This is a genomic window from Salmonella sp. FC25216, assembly GCF_057751355.1.
On sequence record NZ_JBDGON010000015.1, the window covers coordinates 86,686 to 104,959 of the forward strand.

Sequence of the window (18,274 nt, forward strand, 5' to 3'; positions counted from 1 at the left end):
TAAAGCCTGATGGCGCTACGCTTATCAGACCTACGTAATGCGTTGATATTTTGGGTTCTGTATACCGGATAAGGCGGAACCCTGTGATGGAGTTAAGACCATGAGCTTCAATACCCTGATTGACTGGAATAGTTGTAGCCCTGAACAGCAGCGTGCGCTGCTGACGCGTCCGGCGATTTCCGCCTCTGACAGTATTACCCGGACGGTCAGCGATATTCTGGATAATGTAAAAACGCGCGGTGACGACGCCCTGCGTGAATACAGCGCTAAATTTGATAAAACCGAAGTGACAGCGCTACGCGTCACCACTGAAGAGATCGCCGCCGCCGGCGCGCGTCTGAGCGACGAATTAAAACAGGCGATGGCCGCCGCCGTCAAAAATATTGAAACGTTCCATTCCGCGCAGACGCTACCGCCAGTAGATGTAGAAACCCAGCCAGGCGTGCGTTGCCAGCAAGTTACCCGTCCCGTTGCGTCTGTTGGTCTGTATATTCCCGGCGGCTCGGCTCCGCTCTTCTCAACGGTGCTGATGCTGGCAACGCCGGCGCGCATTGCGGGATGTCAGAACGTGGTTCTGTGCTCGCCGCCGCCCATCGCTGATGAAATCCTCTATGCGGCACAGCTATGTGGCGTGCAGGAAATCTTTAACGTCGGCGGCGCACAGGCGATTGCCGCTCTGGCCTTCGGCAGCGAATCCGTACCGAAAGTGGATAAAATTTTTGGCCCCGGCAATGCTTTTGTAACTGAAGCCAAGCGTCAGGTCAGTCAGCGTCTCGACGGCGCGGCTATTGATATGCCAGCCGGGCCGTCTGAAGTGCTGGTCATCGCCGACAGTGGCGCAACGCCGGACTTCGTCGCTTCTGACTTGCTCTCGCAGGCAGAACACGGCCCGGATTCCCAGGTGATCCTGCTGACGCCAGATGCTGACATCGCCCGCAAGGTAGCGGAGGCGGTGGAACGTCAACTGGCTGAACTGCCGCGCGCAGAGACCGCCCGTCAGGCCCTGAGCGCCAGTCGTCTGATTGTGACCAAAGATTTAGCGCAGTGCGTCGCCATCTCTAATCAGTATGGACCGGAACACTTAATCATTCAGACGCGCAATGCGCGCGATTTAGTGGATGCGATAACCAGCGCAGGCTCGGTATTTCTCGGCGACTGGTCACCGGAATCCGCCGGTGATTACGCTTCCGGAACCAACCATGTTTTACCAACCTATGGCTATACTGCTACCTGTTCCAGTCTTGGGTTAGCGGACTTCCAGAAACGAATGACCGTGCAGGAACTGTCGAAAGCGGGCTTTTCCGCTCTGGCATCAACCATTGAAACATTGGCGGCGGCAGAACGCCTGACCGCCCATAAGAATGCCGTTACCCTGCGCGTAAACGCCCTCAAGGAGCAAGCATGAGCACTGAAAACACTCTCAGCGTCGCTGACTTAGCCCGTGAAAATGTCCGCAACCTGGTACCGTATCAGTCCGCCCGCCGTCTGGGCGGTAACGGCGATGTCTGGCTGAACGCGAATGAATTCCCGACAGCGGTGGAATTTCAGCTCACCCAACAAGCGCTTAACCGCTACCCGGAATGCCAGCCAAAGGCCGTGATTGAAAACTACGCGCAATATGCTGGCGTAAAGCCGGAGCAAGTGCTGGTCAGCCGCGGCGCGGATGAAGGGATCGAACTGGTGATCCGCGCCTTCTGCGAACCAGGGAAAGACGCCATTCTCTACTGCCCGCCCACTTACGGTATGTACAGCGTCAGCGCGGAAACCATTGGCGTAGAGCGCCGGACGGTTTCCGCGCTTGAAAACTGGCAGTTGGATCTACAGGGGATTTCTGACAACCTTGACGGCGCAAAAGTGGTGTTCGTTTGTAGCCCCAATAACCCCACCGGGCAACTTATCAACCCGCAGGATCTGCGCACGCTGCTGGAGTTGACACGTGGTAAAGCGATAGTCGTCGCCGACGAAGCTTATATTGAGTTTTGCCCGCAGGCCACGCTGGCAAGCTGGCTGGTTGAATATCCTCATCTGGTTATCCTGCGCACATTGTCGAAAGCTTTTGCGCTGGCGGGTCTACGCTGCGGCTTTACGCTGGCCAATGAAGAGGTGATCAACCTGCTGTTAAAAGTAATAGCCCCTTATCCGCTTTCTACGCCAGTGGCGGATATCGCCGCCCAGGCGCTGAGTCCGCAGGGAATAAACGCAATGCGCGAGCGCGTGGCGCAGACAGTGCAGGAGCGTCAGTATCTGGTGAATGCTCTGCAACAGACCGCCTGCGTAGAACACGTCTTTGACTCAGAAACCAACTATATTCTGGCGCGGTTTACCGCCTCCAGCAGCGTATTTAAATCATTATGGGATCAGGGCATTATCTTACGCGATCAGAATAAACAACCTTCTTTAAGCGGCTGCCTGCGGATTACGGTCGGCACCCGCCAGGAAAACCAGCGCGTCATTGACGCCTTACGTGCGGAGCCAGTATGAGTCAGAAGTATCTTTTCATCGACCGGGACGGAACCTTGATTTCCGAACCGCCGAGCGATTTTCAGGTAGACCACTTTGATAAACTGGCCTTTGAGCCAGAGGTAATTCCCGTATTGCTGAAGCTGCAAAAAGCCGGTTTTAAGCTGGTGATGATCACTAACCAGGATGGACTTGGCACGCAAAGCTTCCCGCAGGCGGACTTCGACGGACCGCACAACCTGATGATGCAGATTTTCACCTCTCAGGGCATACGCTTTGATGACGTGCTTATCTGCCCTCACCTGCCCGCAGACGATTGCGACTGCCGCAAGCCTAAAGTGAAGCTGGTGGAGCGCTATCTTGCGGAACAAGCGATGGATAGCGCCAACAGCTATGTGATTGGCGATCGTGCGACCGATATCCAGCTCGCTGAGAACATGGGCATTACTGGTTTACGCTATCACCGTGAAACTCTGAACTGGACGATGATTGGCGAACAGCTAACGAAACGCGATCGTTATGCGCATGTGGTCCGCAACACCAAAGAGACACAAATTGATGTCAGCGTCTGGCTGGATCGCGAAGGCAACAGCAAGATTAATACCGGCGTCGGCTTCTTTGATCATATGCTCGATCAAATCGCCACCCACGGCGGCTTTCGCATGGAGATTACCGTTAAGGGCGATCTCTATATCGACGATCATCACACGGTAGAAGATACCGGGCTGGCGCTCGGCGAGGCGTTAAAACTGGCGCTCGGCGACAAACGTGGTATCTGCCGTTTTGGCTTTGTACTGCCGATGGATGAATGCCTGGCACGCTGCGCGCTGGATATTTCCGGTCGTCCACATCTGGAATATAAAGCTGAATTTACCTACCAGCGTGTGGGCGATTTGAGTACAGAGATGATTGAACACTTTTTCCGCTCGCTCTCTTACACGATGGGCATCACTCTGCATCTCAAGACTAAGGGTAAGAACGATCACCACCGCGTTGAAAGTTTGTTTAAAGCCTTTGGTCGTACACTACGTCAGGCTATTCGCGTGGAGGGCGATACATTGCCGTCCTCGAAAGGAGTGCTGTGATGAACGTCGTCATCCTTGACACCGGCTGCGCCAATTTAAGCTCGGTAAAATCCGCCGTGGCACGCCACGGTTACCCCCCAGTGGTCAGTCGCGAACCGGAAGTGGTGCTACGTGCTGACAAACTCTTGCTACCGGGCGTCGGCACGGCGCAAGCCGCTATGGATCAACTACGCGAACGTGAACTCATCGACTTAATTAAAGCGTGTACTCAGCCGGTACTGGGTATCTGCCTGGGTATGCAACTGCTGGGGCGTCGCAGCGAAGAGACGCGCGGCGTGGATCTGCTGAACATCATCGAACAAGATGTGCCGAAAATGACCGATTTTGGCCTGCCGCTGCCGCACATGGGCTGGAATCGCGTGTATCCGCAGGCGGGCAATCGGCTGTTTCAGGGCATTGAAGATGGCACCTATTTTTACTTTGTTCACAGCTATGCGATGCCGGTCAATCCGTGGACTATCGCCCAGTGTAATTACGGCGAGCCGTTCACCGCCGCAGTACAGAAAGACAATTTCTTCGGCGTACAGTTCCACCCGGAACGTTCGGGCGCGGCGGGCGCGCAGTTGCTGAAAAACTTCCTGGAGATGTAATGATTATTCCGGCATTAGATTTAATCGACGGCGTCGTGGTGCGTCTCCATCAGGGCGACTATGCCCGGCAGCGGGATTACGGTAACAATCCCCTGCCCCGTTTGCAGGATTACGCCGCCCAGGGCGCCGAGGTGCTGCATCTGGTCGATCTCACCGGTGCTAAAGATCCGGCTAAACGACAGATATCGCTGATCAAAACGCTGGTCACGGGTGTAAATATTCCCGTACAGGTCGGCGGCGGCGTGCGTACCGAAGAAGACGTTGCGGCATTACTGAAGGCTGGCGTTGCCCGTGTGGTCGTGGGTTCAACGGCAGTAAAATCCCCTGATGTGGTGAAAGGCTGGTTTGAACGTTTCGGCGCGCAGGCGCTGGTACTGGCGCTGGACGTTCGCATAGACGAACACGGCAACAAGCAGGTAGCGGTTAGCGGCTGGCAGGAAAATTCCGGCGTCTCGCTGGAGCAACTGGTGGAAACTTATCTCCCCGTCGGCCTGAAACATGTGCTGTGTACCGATATTTCGCGCGACGGCACGCTGGCAGGCTCTAATGTTTCGCTGTACGAAGAGGTATGCGCCAGATATCCGCAGATCGCCTTTCAATCCTCCGGCGGTATTGGCGATATCGATGATATTGCCGCCCTGCGCGGCACCGGCGTACGCGGCGTGATTGTCGGACGCGCGCTGCTGGAAGGGAAATTTACCGTTAAGGAGGCCATCCAATGCTGGCAAAACGTATAATTCCGTGTCTGGACGTTCGTGATGGTCAGGTGGTAAAAGGTGTACAGTTTCGCAACCATGAGATCATTGGCGATATCGTTCCGCTGGCCAAACGCTATGCCGACGAAGGCGCGGACGAACTGGTGTTCTATGATATTACCGCCTCCAGCGATGGCCGCGTAGTGGATAAAAGCTGGGTGGCGCGTGTCGCCGAGGTGATCGACATTCCGTTTTGCGTAGCGGGCGGTATTCGGTCAATTGACGACGCCGCTAAAATTCTCTCTTTCGGAGCGGATAAGATCTCTGTCAACTCCCCGGCGTTGGCTGACCCAACGCTGATTACCCGTCTGGCTGAGCGCTTTGGCGTACAGTGCATTGTCGTTGGAATTGATACCTGGTTTGACGACGCCACGGGGAAATATCATGTTAACCAGTATACTGGCGATGAGAACCGTACCCGCGTGACGCAGTGGGAGACGCTGGACTGGGTGCAAGAGGTACAACAGCGTGGCGCAGGAGAAATTGTCCTGAATATGATGAACCAGGATGGCGTGCGTAACGGTTACGATCTGACGCAGTTGAAAAAAGTCCGTGGCGTTTGCCGCGTGCCGCTGATCGCCTCCGGCGGCGCGGGCACGATGGAACACTTTCTTGAGGCGTTCCGTGATGCCGATGTCGACGGCGCGCTTGCCGCCTCCGTTTTTCACAAGCAAATCATCAATATTGGCGAATTAAAAGCGTACCTGGCAGGCCAGGGCGTGGAGATCAGGATATGTTAACAGAGCAACAACGCCGCGACCTGGACTGGGGAAAAACCAATGGCCTGATGCCAGCCATCGTGCAACATGCGGTATCCGGCGAAGTATTAATGCTGGGTTATATGAACCCACAAGCGCTGGACAAGACCATTGAGTCCGGCCACGTCACTTTCTTCTCACGCACGAAACAGCGTTTATGGACCAAAGGCGAAACCTCGGGCCATGTGTTGAATGTCGTCAGCATTGCGCCGGATTGCGACAACGACACACTGCTGGTGTTGGCAAACCCTGTCGGGCCGACCTGCCACAAAGGTACCAGTAGCTGCTTTGGCGACGCCAGCCATCAGTGGTTATTCCTGTATCAACTGGAACAACTGCTGGCAGAGCGCAAAACCGCCGATCCAGCCAGTTCTTACACGGCGAAACTATACGCCAGCGGTACCAAGCGTATTGCGCAAAAGGTTGGCGAAGAAGGTGTAGAAACCGCGCTGGCAGCAACCGTTAACGATCGCGTTGAGCTGACCAATGAAGCGTCTGATTTGATGTACCATCTGCTGGTGCTGTTGCAGGATCAAGATCTCAACCTCACCACCGTGATTGACAACCTCCGTAAGCGCCATCAATAAGCGTAAAAAAACCGGGCAACGCCCGGTTTTTTGCTGAAGAATATTGCGTTCCGCAGAATGGATAAGGCACTTATGCCGCCATCCGGCAAAGACGCCTATAAGGCTTTTGGCTTATAGCTACGTAGCGCATTGCGTCCCAGCACAATCCCGGCGCCGATCATCCCGCCCAGCAGCACAGCCAGCACGAGGGTAATGGCCTTTTTCGGGCTATCGCGACGAACCGGTAACGTCGGCTTCATCACATAACGATAGACGTGCACCGTATCGGCAGTCACTTTTAGATTTTTAATATCCAGCAGTGTCTGCTTCGTCTGGTAATAGGCCGGAGAAAAGACCAGTGGACGCGTCGCTTCGTTCTGTATCATCGATTTTAGCGCATCGCTCCCCAGCAGGAACATAGTGTCCTGGGTGACATCCTGGGTTTGTTGAATCTGCGGCTGCGTGATTTTGGCCTCATCCGCATAGCGCAACGCTTCTTCGATTTGCTTTATGCGCAGATCTTTTTGATCCTGCGCCACAACTTCCTGTGTCTCAAGGGACTCCTGCAACGTTTTGGTTTGTAGCGTAATGTTATCTTCCAGGTCAACTTCCAGTTCCTTAGCGACCTCTTCATCCACCTGTTGGATATATTCCGCCAGTCGACGCTGCGCCCCTTCAGCGGTAGTACTCACATAAGTAACCGAGAGCGGCAGCGCTTGCCCTTTTACCGACTGTTCAATGGTGAGCTTTTCCGGTTCTTTCTGATTATCCAGCGCTTCCGCCAATGCGGAAAACGCAGCGCTAAAGCGGCTAATAAAACCGGACTGGACTTCAGAAATTTTAGGCGCATTTCCACCATACAAGACATTTAACGCATTGGTATAGGTGGCAACCTGCGCGGCATCGGGTTGAGTAATAATCGCCGTAGATGTCCATTTTTCTTTGGCTATCATCAGATAGCCTACAGCCAGTAAAATGGCGATAATAACAGCTACAATAATGGTCATCTTCCCACGCCATAACTGTAGCAATAAATCAATCAAATCAATCTGTTCCGGATCGTTCCCACGCCCGGAAGACGTATTACTATCCACTGTCATAGATACCCTAACTAAAAAAGGATGAAGCTGGGAACAGTTTAGTCGTAAAGCAAATATATGCTATAGGATTAATGATAAAAACAGACATTTTTTTCCATTTATTTGGTCAATAAATCATCGGGATTCATCAAGCCCCGAAGTTTTATTAGTCGCTACCGAAAAGATCGCGGGTATACACTTTTTCAGCGACATCCGAAAGCTCTGCAGCCATCCTGTTAGAAATAATAACGTCCGCCTGTTGTTTAAAGCAGCGCAAATCACGCTCAAGGCGAGAGTTGAAAAAAGCGTCTTCTTTCATTACCGGTTCATAGATAATGACCTCTACGCCTTTCGCTTTAATGCGCTTCATAATCCCCTGAATCGATGAGGCGCGGAAGTTATCGGAGCCACTCTTCATGATCAGGCGATAAATTCCCACCACCTTAGGTTTTCGGGCGAGGATAGCGTCGGCAATAAAATCTTTACGTGTACGATTTGCTTCAACGATAGCGGAAATAATATTATTAGGCACCGACTTATAGTTAGCCAGCAACTGTTTGGTATCTTTTGGCAAACAATATCCGCCATAACCAAAAGAGGGATTATTATAATGGTTGCCAATACGCGGATCGAGGCACACCCCTTCAATAATTTGTCGGGTATTTAATCCTAACGTTTCAGCATAACTGTCTAATTCATTAAAATAAGCGACTCGCATGGCGAGGTAAGTATTGGCAAAAAGTTTAATGGCTTCCGCTTCAGTGGAGTCCGTAAACAGCGTTGGAATCTCCTGCTTAATAGCGCCTTCCTGGAGTAACGCGGCAAACTCTCTGGCGCGATCAGACTGTTCACCAATAACGATACGCGAAGGATAAAGGTTATCGTAAAGCGCTTTGCCTTCACGTAAAAACTCTGGGGAGAAAATGATATTTTCTGTCGCAAACTTCTGACGCATTGCCGCAGTGAAGCCTACCGGCACCGTAGACTTAATAACCATAACGGCTGCGGGGTTGATGCTTATCACATCCTGAATGACCAATTCCACACTGGACGTATTAAAATAGTTGGTTTTTGGATCGTAATCCGTAGGTGTAGCAATAATGACATAATCCGCATTCTGGTACGCATCAAACTTATCCAGCGTTGCCCTGAATCTGATGTTATCTTCTTTTAAAAATTGCTGAATTTCTTTATCAACTATCGGAGATATCCGATTATTTAATAGTTCAACACGGGAAGGAACAATGTCTAACGCCACCACATCATGGTGTTGTGCAATAAGCAAACCATTAGACAAGCCAACATAACCCGTCCCGGATATCGTGATTTTCATTATTTACTCTCAGAATTAACTTAATTATGAATCATGATGTATTTCGCATCCTGATAAGATAGTAAAGTTTTAACGCCTGAGTAAATAAACTGCAACGCAGACGAAAACAATTCAGATTATCTTCATTACGATAAACACAGATTATTAAGTTAATATTAAGCAAACACGATAAATCAATAAGAATAGAGATAAAAAAAGCCCGGTATTTGAACTGTCCCATAAACCTGGACAGTTCATGTAAAGCTGCCTTCAGAGCCTGAATTCGGTATTCTACAAGAATCAGGCCCTTTGATTTGATCCAGCATCTTTGTAGACATTTACCCAGTGTCGGACAATGATTTCATTTGAGATATTAAACCGTGCAGCGGCTTCTCGCTTCGAAAGTTCTCCATTGAGCACCGTCCGAACAACAGCAGCTATGAACTCCGGGGAGTGGCGGTCATTTTTCCAGCTTATGCCATCAATATCGTGTAGTTGCCATGCTCTGACCCGGCGACAAACAGATGCTCTTTCGACACCAAATCGTTCTGCGGTTCGGTGTGTCCCATTATTACCGAAGAGGTAGTGTCTGATTACTGCCAGTCTGGTTTTGAGTGAATACCTGGGCTTTGCCATAAAAAACTGCACCTTACTCAGTTGGGGGGCCAACTTTTGGGGTGCAGTCAAGGAGCGCTCCGGGTCTAGATTTACTGCTGGGCTAAATCAGTTTAATCCGGCAATGCCGTATCAACCCCGACATCTTCGCAGACATATTGGAATACATAAATGCGAATAATCAAGCCATTACTAAATCAAGTAATCGGACAAGCTGCCTGTAAGGCAGATATATTATACGCAACGGCTAGAGAAAACTGGCACTGACTTTTATTGGCGTAAGTATCAGCAATTTTGTATAGGTGATATATATAAATATAAAAATTCATATAAAAACCTTAGTAACTTAACTGTAAGTTAGAACATTACTACTTGTAACAACTATCATATAGAGAAAGACTCTCAAGGTAGCCCCATCCTGTTCGAAACATTTATTAAAAAATTTCCTATGAGCATTCGAATCAAGAATTTATCCACTTTTTAATTATTTCAATATTTTTCTGAGATAATCAATTTCATTAAATAATTCTATCTGATGGTTACCAACAAAAAGACCATTCTTGTCTAAATACTCAGCGTTAACTACGTTGTTATGAACGGTATAGTCGAAGTACTTAAGAACATCTTTATTTTTCAGGAAATTACCAGTAACGATAGGTCTACACTCAATCCTTGCCGAATTCAATTTTTCAACAAGCTCTTTCCTGATAACACCAGAACCTTTCCTTATGATAAATGAGAAACCGAACCAACTACTCTCGCCAGTTTCTTGTTGCACGTCCAAATATGGATGGTCTTTAAATTTTTCGAGAAAATACTCAGCATTTTTCCTTCTCACTGAAATAAATCCTGGCAATTTTTTTAATTGTTCTATACCTATTGCACCGCTCATTTCTAGTGGTCTAACATTATAACCTGGCAAAACAAATTTGAATGACTCTTCAAATTGATCATCACTCTTCATACCAGTAACTCTATTATTTTTTGGTAAGTTTCGCGTCCAGCCGTGAGCTCTAATGCATAATAATATATGATAAATTTCTTCGTCATCAGTAACAATACACCCACCTTCCATCGTAGCAATGTGATGAGAATAAAATGAACTAAATGTCCCCATCAAACCGAAGGTACCTGCACATTTACTATTAAACATTGCCCCCATAGACTCACAGTTGTCTTCCAATAAGATAATATCTCTGCCACCAATTATCTTCCTAATCTCATCGAAATTATTAGGATTACCTAATAAGTTTACCGTAAGTATTGCTTTGGTATTATCTGTAACAGCTTCATTTAAGCTCTCGATGTCAATATTCAAAGTATTTATATCGATATCAACAAATTTTACTTTCAGACCATATTGCTGCAACGGATAATAAGTAGTTGACCAAGAAACAGCCGGAACTATTATTTCATCACCTTTTTTTAATTTCGGAGTTTTCGTCAAGAACAAGGCAGCAATCATTAATAAATTAGCTGTAGAACCTGAGCTAACCATCACGGCATATTTGCTTCCAAATGTCTCTGCGAATTGAGTTTCGTATTTTTTTACACATTCCCCCATCGTAAACATTTTAGAGTCTATAACCGATTGAATTGCTTTATATTCTAAATCATCCCAAGTGCTACTTGCTAATGGATAGTTAATCATTTATATATATTCTCCAAATAGTATTTATAAGTTTCTTTTATACCATCTTTCAATTCAAACTGATATTTCCAGTCAAATTCTTTCAACAAACTGATATCAACTAGCTTCCTTCTCATACCGACAGGCTTTGTTAAATCATGAGTAAAACCACCTGTATACCCTATTTCTTCAGCTATGATTCTGTAATAATCATTAATCGTAAAATCATGACCTAATCCAACATTCAGCATATTTGGCAGTCGTTGGATGTTTGGAATTACCTGGTAAATAAAATTAGCCAAATCTTCTGCATACATAAATTCACGGCGGGACTCACCATCCCCCCAAATGTCAATTACTTTAATATTATTAATCTTTGCATTATGTATTCTATTTATAACAGCAGGAATCATATGTGAGGAATTTTCATCAAATTTATCATATTTTCCATATAGATTACATGGTATGATGGTTTTATAATGATACTCTTTATTTTCTCTAGTTATATATTCGCACAGTTTTGCTACAGTGATTTTGGCAATTGCATATCCTTCATTAGTATCCTCTAACTTACCTGTAAGCAAAGCATCTTCAGAAATTGCTGTATCAATATCTTTAGGATACATGCAAGAACTTCCTAAATTTATAAAATGCTTAACACCACAATTTTTAGCCTCATTTACAATGTTAATCCCCATCATTAGGTTTGACACTAGAAAATCAACTGGGTGTTTTATATTTGCTTGTATTCCACCAACTAAACCTGCAGCATGAATAATTAAATCAGGAGAATAGCATGAGATATAGTTATAGACAGCTTTATTATCAAGCAAATTTAACTCAGTGCTAGTTGGGCATAGTAACTCATAATTACTTGAATTACTATTATCAACAATGTTACGTCCGACCATTCCGGTTGAACCCGTCAACAGAATTTTCATATCACCTCTAGCGTATTACCTAATAGATATATCTAACTTTTAGAAAAAATAACAAAATTGCGATCTGTGATATCAACTTTATCACTCAGATCGCAATTTTTAATGTTATAGCATCGTTATTCCAACCATTCGGTATGGAAAATGCCTTCTTTATCAGTACGTTTATAGGTGTGCGCACCAAAGTAGTCACGCTGCGCCTGAATCAGGTTAGCTGGCAGTACTGCGGCGCGATAGCTGTCATAGTAGGCCACCGCTGCAGAGAATGTCGGCACCGGAATGCCGTTCTGCACCGCGTAAGCCACGACATCGCGCAGCGCCTGCTGGTACTCGTCAGCAATTTTCTTGAAGTAAGGCGCTAACAGCAGATTGGCAATACCGGCGTTTTCTGCGTAAGCATCGGTGATCTTTTGCAGGAATTGAGCGCGAATGATACAGCCCGCACGGAAAATTTTAGCGATCTCGCCGTAGTTGAGGTCCCAGTGATATTCATCAGACGCGGCGCGTAGCTGCGAGAAGCCCTGCGCATAGGAGACGATCTTGCCAAGATACAGCGCGCGACGCACTTTCTCGATAAATTCCGCTTTGTCACCCGCCGGCTGCGCTTTCGGCCCAGAGAGCACTTTAGATGCGGCAACACGTTGCGCTTTCAGCGAAGAGATGTAACGCGCAAAGACGGATTCGGTAATCAGCGACAGCGGTTCGCCAAGATCCAGCGCGCTCTGGCTGGTCCATTTACCGGTCCCTTTGTTGGCAGCTTCATCCAGAATGACATCCACCAGGTAATTTCCGTCTTCATCTTTTTTAGTGAAGATGTCTTTGGTGATGTCGATCAGATAACTGCTCAGCTCGCCGTTATTCCACTCAGTAAAGGTGCTCGCCAACTCTTCATTGCTGAGGTTCAGGCCTCCTTTCAGCAACGAATACGCTTCGGCAATAAGCTGCATATCGCCATATTCAATACCATTGTGGACCATCTTGACGTAGTGACCTGCACCATCGGCACCGATATAGGTCACGCACGGTTCGCCATCTTCTGCCACGGCAGCAATCTTCGTCAGGATCGGCGCCACCAGTTCATAGGCGTCTTTCTGACCGCCAGGCATAATGGATGGCCCTTTCAGCGCGCCCTCTTCGCCACCGGAAACACCGGTACCGATAAAGTTAAAACCTTCCGCAGACAGCTCACGATTGCGACGGATCGTGTCCTGGAAGAAAGTGTTGCCGCCGTCAATAATGATATCGCCTTTTTCCAGATACGGTTTCAGCGAATCGATGGCTGCGTCAGTACCTGCGCCCGCTTTCACCATTAACAGGATACGACGAGGCGTTTCAAGGGATTCAACAAACTCTTTCACCGTGTAATAAGGCACCAGCTTTTTGCCGGGATTCTCGGCAATCACTTCTTCGGTCTTTTCACGGGAGCGGTTGAAAACGGAGACGGTATAACCACGGCTTTCGATGTTGAGTGCGAGGTTGCGCCCCATCACTGCCATACCGACGACGCCGATCTGTTGCTTGGACATTACATACTCCTGTCAGGTGTGATTCGATATGCTTGATATTGTATGTAGAGTTCAGTCATATCAATACATATATTAACTTAGGATGCGCCTAAATGAAACAATAACTAATCTACGTAAAAATTTTAGAATTGACCACATTATAGCAAAATAATAAACTAAATCCTTTTTTAGAGAGTTTGATAAAGATTTTAATTCACCGCATTGCATTCTAAATAGATTTGAACTTAATCCTGAGTAACCAAAACTAGGTTTCCCAAGAGAAACCAGTGGCTGATCTATAAATCCCATAACACAGTTTGCTATTGATAGCCTCAACCATAAATCATAGTCTTCAGCGAACCCCATCGATTCATCGAAACGAACTAAATCCTTTCGAAGGATAACTGACGGTGTTGGGAAATAATTTTTGAATGCTAACTCTCTAGTAGTGATTATGCGACATGTTGATGTATTCGTTTCGGTTTCACTTTTATCTACTACAAATGATGATCCAATAAAATCAAGCCCATACCTTTCAATTAAAGCCATTTGCAGTTTTGTTTTATCTGAAAACCAAGTATCATCAGCATCTAAAAATGCTATAAATTCTCCAGAGCAATATGAGGCACCGATATTTCTGCTGGCAGCTGGCCCCATATTATTTTTATTCTTAAAAAGCTTCACTGTAGGATGATTGTTTTTTATATATTCATATGTGTTATCAATTGAACAATCATCTATACATATAATTTCCAAAATATTATAGGTTTGCTTATAAACTGAATTTAGCGCTTGATCAATAGTACCAATACTGTTAAAACACGGAATAACAACGCTAACTGTTTTCAAAGAAAATGCCTCACTTTATATATTTACAATAAAAAACAGAAAAAACAGTCCTAATAATTCCCAAAAGATAACTTACTTTTTTAGTCAACAAAAAATATTTGACTTTAATTGCCACATCATTGACCATAACCATAAATAAGTTATTCTTTGATGTACTTTGATTATTATGAAGTCGATAATAAAGCAAATATTCAGATAAATTATAAAAATTCCTTCCCTCCACTGCCAATCTATTCCATAACTCATAATCTTCAGAATAATTTGCAAACATATACCCACCAGAGGTTATTACCACATTTTTTCTAAACATTACTGAAGGATGTACTAAACAGCATTTGTAGGGTAGCATTTTTCTTATGGCATTGTTATTTTCAGGCAAATTACTTTTCTCAAGTTCAATATCGTCCTCATCAATATATACTGCATTGGTGCCAACGACATCTATATCCGGATTATTTATTAAAAAGTCAACTTGTCGATCAATCCTTTCAGGATGTGATATATCATCAGAATCCATGCGGGCAACAAAATCACCATTACAAAGATCAAGCCCCTTATTTAAACAATATGGTAAATATGCGATATTTGTTCTAAGCACCTTTATAGTTTCACATTCTCTTTTCTTTAAAGCATCAAAAAAATCATTTGTGCAATTATTTGCTATTATAATCAATTCAATTGAAGGATAAGATTGTGATAAAATACTATGAATTGCCCTATCTAAATAAGGATTAAATTTATTTACAGGTAAAATAACTGATACTAGCGGTTTAGTAGTAGAAACAGGTCTGACTTCTGTTAACATGATAATATACTATCCCTTTTTTTAAAAAACCAAATTATTGAAATTATCAATTGTATGAAAGCACAAACTACCCACCCAATACCACCAGCTATTACACTCAATCTTTCAGCCAAAGCGGAAACAACAACCGATACAGCCACAAGCGAAATTATATTTATAGAAAGTATCAATTTAGTTTCTTCTTTGATTAAAAGAACTTGATAAATAATATTATAAAGAGAATTAATTGCTATTGCACCAAGAATTAACCTAAGAGGCCATAAAGCTACCATTGCTGCTTGATAATTATTCAACCAATACTTCAAAAAGTATGGGGCTATTATTATCATAATAATACATGGAAGTACGCAGAAAAGACACATGCATTTTAACAATGCAAAAATTGTCTTTTTATTTAAGTTAATAGCTAAACGCGGAAAAAAAACTCTAAGTAGTGGGTACTGTAGCTGAAGAAAATATTGAGCCAGCGTTGCTCCTAATATATAATACCCGTAGATGGTTAAATCAAGCGTTCGGCTAAGGATTATTCTGTCTAGTTGGGTTACCAGTAATCCAATAAGTACAGCAGCAGATAAAGCACCGCTTTCGGAAAATATTTTTTTTATACTAAACAAATGTTCTTTTTTACAATTGTAGCTTTTCAATTCAGAATAAATATTATAAGAGTTTATTAAAGATTCGCATATAGCAACTAAACAAAAACCGATTTGATATGATATCGCCGATGGCCAGTTATAAACAAGAGTAAAAGCGATAATATGTCTTAACGTAAAGAAAAAACATTGTCTGATATTCGACTTATGTTGTTGCAATGTTCCATTCCAGAAACCTATATTTGCATTATTAGGGAATTGGAATAAAAATTGAATAGCTAACAATATAATACAAACCAAAGTGTCATATTTAATTGTTACATTGAGCCAATGATAGACAATATAATAACTTAATATAATAATTGTCGTTGATATAAAAAAAGCAAGATATATATATACCTTATAAAAGCCATTATATATAGCATATAATTTGTTTTTATCAAAACTATGCTTGGCTATATCTCTTGGCATTATTTGAGCCATGCCCATATCAGCTAATAACATTAACGCCTGTATAGTAATGCAAATAGCTACTATTCCCCACTGGGTGGCACCAAGTATATGCAGATAATAGGGTAAAATCAGAATACTAATTCCACCCATCCATGCTACGCAAACATAATTAGATATTCCATTTTTTATCATCTCTGCTTTTTTTTTGTTCTTAAACATATTATGAATATCTCATTAGATTATGGATGTCCTAGATATAATAAATTGTAAATTATTCTCATTGTGGGGATAGTTGATAAAACCACCCCCAAAAAAGGGATTATATTATCCTTTCTTATATTCGCTAAAACTATAGCACTCCCTAAAGTAGCTGCGGGAACAAATACCCTCCAGGATAACTGCCAGTTTTGATAAAGCGCAATCGATAATATACAGAAAAACAAGGATAATTTATAAAGACTCCAACTATAACTTTTCTTATCAACCTTAACCATGATCAATATAATAAGGAATGATACTCCAATAATAATCCTCTTAATACTATCACTACTTTTATCCAAGAAGATCGTTAGTTCCCCCCCTGAAACAAAAAAAGAAAAATAACTTAAAAAATTTAATACATTAGAAATAAATAAAGAAAATAAAAATGCATATATCAAAAAAAATTTCAAACTTGACTTATTAAATTTACATATTATATAACAAAAATAAAATAGTAAAAATGAGTAATGAAACAAAAACCCCAATGAGAAAAAAATAACCTTGCAACTCTTTGATTTAGAAAAAACAAACAAAATAAAAAAGTATAAAGAAATGATTGTCCTCCACACGTAAATATTATTAGAAAAAATATAATATGTAGAGAGCAATAGTATTGCATATATAAAACTTATACTTGTATTTGATTGTTCATTAATTTTTATATATATCAAAACTGTAATAAAATTTACTAGTGTTAAATTAAGTAATAAAAAATAGAATTTTTCGGTAACAATAAACCCTTCTATAAAAAATAGTAGCCCCATAGCGGGCTCAAATTTATTTGTTTGTATATAAATAGCTCTTAGTCCATCATATAAACCGTAACTCCATATATAATCAGCTTGTGAATAGTAAACTAAGGAATCATCAAAACCGCCTTGCATAGCTAAAGGTAACGCAAGAAGTATAGAGCAAAGAAGCCCTAAAAAAACAAATATACTTTTCTTTTTGAACATTACAAGAACTCTTATTTTTTAATTCTTATCCAACTTTCTGGACACGGATCAAATCCTGAAAGTTCTTTTTTATCAAACCATGGAATTGGTGCAATTGTCATATTATTTGCATCCCTAGCAAGCCATGCTCCCCACCAACTAAAAGAGCTATTTGCTATGATATGGTGCTTCGCTGCTGACATTAGCCACATATCTACCTCTTGACTATTGCCTTCAACATAGTTGACTTCATCATCACTATTAAATATTTCTCTTGCATTTTCCTTGCACCATTGTATATCGTCACTGAATACAAAAAAAGAAATGTTAGCAACCATTCTCTTAACATAAGACACACTGGAAATATAATAATTCAAGGAGCAAACCCCATGAGTATTCATTGCCTCATGATTAGATATATAATCGCCTCGCCTAATATGGAGAGCAATAGAATTTTGTCCTTGTATTCTTTCTTTAAGTTTCAAAACATCTGAACTTAGATTCACAGGAGTAAATATTTTACGCAACTCATTTTTATATCTTTTAAAATATTGTTCATTTTGCCAAAAGCCAATAAATTCGATTGACTTACTATGTTCTTTATTTTTTACTGGAAAATATTCTGACTCAAACCTCTTTAGATATAAAGATAATCTAGGATATCTATTTATAGCGCGAACTAGTATATTCGGAAAATATAACATCTCTCTTTTTGTAAGCATTGCAGGTTTAATTTTTAAATTATTTAAACGATAGCCACCATGTAAGTGATATTTTTTATAGCCACGCAGATCTATTTTCAGCTGACAATTTTGCTCTTTTGCTTCAGCATAACCCATAGCGTATTGGAAAAGTTGATTGCCTAACCCTCCAGTCAACCTTATCACAACTATTTTCATTCTTCCTTTTCCTTTTTCATTATATCTATAATTATACAAGCCATTTTTTTCATAATTTCTTGTTTACCTTTAGACTCCACATTCAGGCGCACCACCGGTTCGGTGTTCGACGAGCGCAGGTTGAAACGCCAGTCGGCAAACGACATACTGATGCCGTCAGTACGATCCACCGCCTGCGCCTCATCC

Annotated in this window: 17 protein-coding genes and 1 pseudogene; 7 read left to right on the forward strand and 11 right to left on the reverse strand. The window is 43.4% G+C overall.

Annotated elements, in window-relative coordinates:
* Positions 1-100: 100 nt before the first annotated feature.
* Genes hisD through hisIE form a run of 7 tightly spaced genes read left to right on the forward strand, consistent with a single transcriptional unit; the run spans position 101 to position 6,235 of the window.
* Complete coding sequence (hisD, locus tag AC3G3F_RS21990) at positions 101-1,405, forward strand: histidinol dehydrogenase (RefSeq protein WP_053528886.1); 1,305 nt, start codon at positions 101-103, stop codon at positions 1,403-1,405.
* A complete protein-coding gene (gene hisC / locus AC3G3F_RS21995; protein ID WP_053528885.1) occupies positions 1,402-2,481 on the forward strand; it encodes a histidinol-phosphate transaminase in 1,080 nt (359 codons plus the stop codon). The genes hisD and hisC overlap by 4 nt, the downstream gene beginning before the upstream one ends.
* Positions 2,478-3,545 carry a bifunctional histidinol-phosphatase/imidazoleglycerol-phosphate dehydratase HisB gene (hisB, locus tag AC3G3F_RS22000; RefSeq protein WP_023245861.1) on the forward strand — a complete coding sequence of 356 codons (1,068 nt, stop codon included), beginning with the start codon at positions 2,478-2,480 and terminating at the stop codon, positions 3,543-3,545. Before hisC ends, hisB begins: the two co-directional genes overlap by 4 nt.
* Positions 3,545-4,135 carry an imidazole glycerol phosphate synthase subunit HisH gene (gene hisH, locus AC3G3F_RS22005; protein WP_023245862.1) on the forward strand — a complete coding sequence of 197 codons (591 nt, stop codon included), beginning with the start codon at positions 3,545-3,547 and terminating at the stop codon, positions 4,133-4,135. Before hisB ends, hisH begins: the two co-directional genes overlap by 1 nt.
* Positions 4,135-4,872, forward strand: a complete 738-nt coding sequence (gene hisA, locus AC3G3F_RS22010; protein ID WP_023245863.1) for a 1-(5-phosphoribosyl)-5-[(5-phosphoribosylamino)methylideneamino]imidazole-4-carboxamide isomerase — start codon at positions 4,135-4,137, stop codon at positions 4,870-4,872. The genes hisH and hisA overlap by 1 nt, the downstream gene beginning before the upstream one ends.
* Positions 4,854-5,630 (forward strand): imidazole glycerol phosphate synthase subunit HisF, encoded by a 777-nt coding sequence (gene hisF / locus AC3G3F_RS22015; RefSeq protein WP_023245864.1) that lies wholly within the window; start codon positions 4,854-4,856, stop codon positions 5,628-5,630. Before hisA ends, hisF begins: the two co-directional genes overlap by 19 nt.
* Entirely contained in the window at positions 5,624-6,235 is a 612-nt protein-coding gene (hisIE, locus tag AC3G3F_RS22020; RefSeq protein ID WP_023245865.1) for a bifunctional phosphoribosyl-AMP cyclohydrolase/phosphoribosyl-ATP diphosphatase HisIE, read from the forward strand. Before hisF ends, hisIE begins: the two co-directional genes overlap by 7 nt.
* A 95-nt stretch (positions 6,236-6,330) precedes the next feature.
* On the opposite strand, the gene wzzB is transcribed toward hisIE, so the two are convergent.
* From wzzB to AC3G3F_RS22075, 11 genes and pseudogenes are all read right to left on the reverse strand, one after another.
* Positions 6,331-7,314, reverse strand: a complete 984-nt coding sequence (gene wzzB, locus AC3G3F_RS22025) for an LPS O-antigen chain length determinant protein WzzB (protein ID WP_023245866.1) — start codon at positions 7,312-7,314, stop codon at positions 6,331-6,333.
* 145 nt (positions 7,315-7,459) lie between these two features.
* Positions 7,460-8,626 carry a UDP-glucose 6-dehydrogenase gene (ugd, locus tag AC3G3F_RS22030; protein WP_023245867.1) on the reverse strand — a complete coding sequence of 389 codons (1,167 nt, stop codon included), beginning with the start codon at positions 8,624-8,626 and terminating at the stop codon, positions 7,460-7,462.
* Between the two features lie 1,078 nt (positions 8,627-9,704).
* Positions 9,705-10,871, reverse strand: a complete 1,167-nt coding sequence (locus AC3G3F_RS22035) for a DegT/DnrJ/EryC1/StrS aminotransferase family protein (protein ID WP_079796743.1) — start codon at positions 10,869-10,871, stop codon at positions 9,705-9,707.
* On the reverse strand, positions 10,868-11,791 hold the full coding sequence (locus tag AC3G3F_RS22040; protein ID WP_079796742.1) for an NAD-dependent epimerase/dehydratase family protein: 924 nt from the start codon (positions 11,789-11,791) through the stop codon (positions 10,868-10,870). Before AC3G3F_RS22040 ends, AC3G3F_RS22035 begins: the two co-directional genes overlap by 4 nt.
* A 116-nt stretch (positions 11,792-11,907) precedes the next feature.
* A complete protein-coding gene (gene gndA, locus AC3G3F_RS22045) occupies positions 11,908-13,314 on the reverse strand; it encodes an NADP-dependent phosphogluconate dehydrogenase (RefSeq protein WP_063390589.1) in 1,407 nt (468 codons plus the stop codon).
* A 72-nt stretch (positions 13,315-13,386) separates the two neighbouring features.
* Positions 13,387-14,142, reverse strand: coding sequence for a glycosyltransferase family 2 protein (locus tag AC3G3F_RS22050; RefSeq protein ID WP_079796741.1), 756 nt, complete (start codon positions 14,140-14,142; stop codon positions 13,387-13,389).
* Between the two features lie 10 nt (positions 14,143-14,152).
* A complete protein-coding gene (locus tag AC3G3F_RS22055) occupies positions 14,153-14,947 on the reverse strand; it encodes a glycosyltransferase (protein WP_079796740.1) in 795 nt (264 codons plus the stop codon).
* Positions 14,941-16,212 (reverse strand): oligosaccharide flippase family protein, encoded by a 1,272-nt coding sequence (locus tag AC3G3F_RS22060; protein ID WP_079796739.1) that lies wholly within the window; start codon positions 16,210-16,212, stop codon positions 14,941-14,943. Before AC3G3F_RS22060 ends, AC3G3F_RS22055 begins: the two co-directional genes overlap by 7 nt.
* A 20-nt stretch (positions 16,213-16,232) precedes the next feature.
* Entirely contained in the window at positions 16,233-17,210 is a 978-nt protein-coding gene (locus AC3G3F_RS22065; RefSeq protein ID WP_488395772.1) for an O55 family O-antigen polymerase, read from the reverse strand.
* An 11-nt stretch (positions 17,211-17,221) separates the two neighbouring features.
* Positions 17,222-18,088: an alpha-1,2-fucosyltransferase gene (locus tag AC3G3F_RS22070; protein WP_220545241.1), complete on the reverse strand. Its 867-nt coding sequence runs from the start codon at positions 18,086-18,088 to the stop codon at positions 17,222-17,224.
* Positions 18,085-18,274: pseudogene (locus AC3G3F_RS22075) on the reverse strand (phosphomannomutase CpsG); the annotation flags it as partial. The pseudogene AC3G3F_RS22075 and the gene AC3G3F_RS22070, both read right to left, overlap by 4 nt.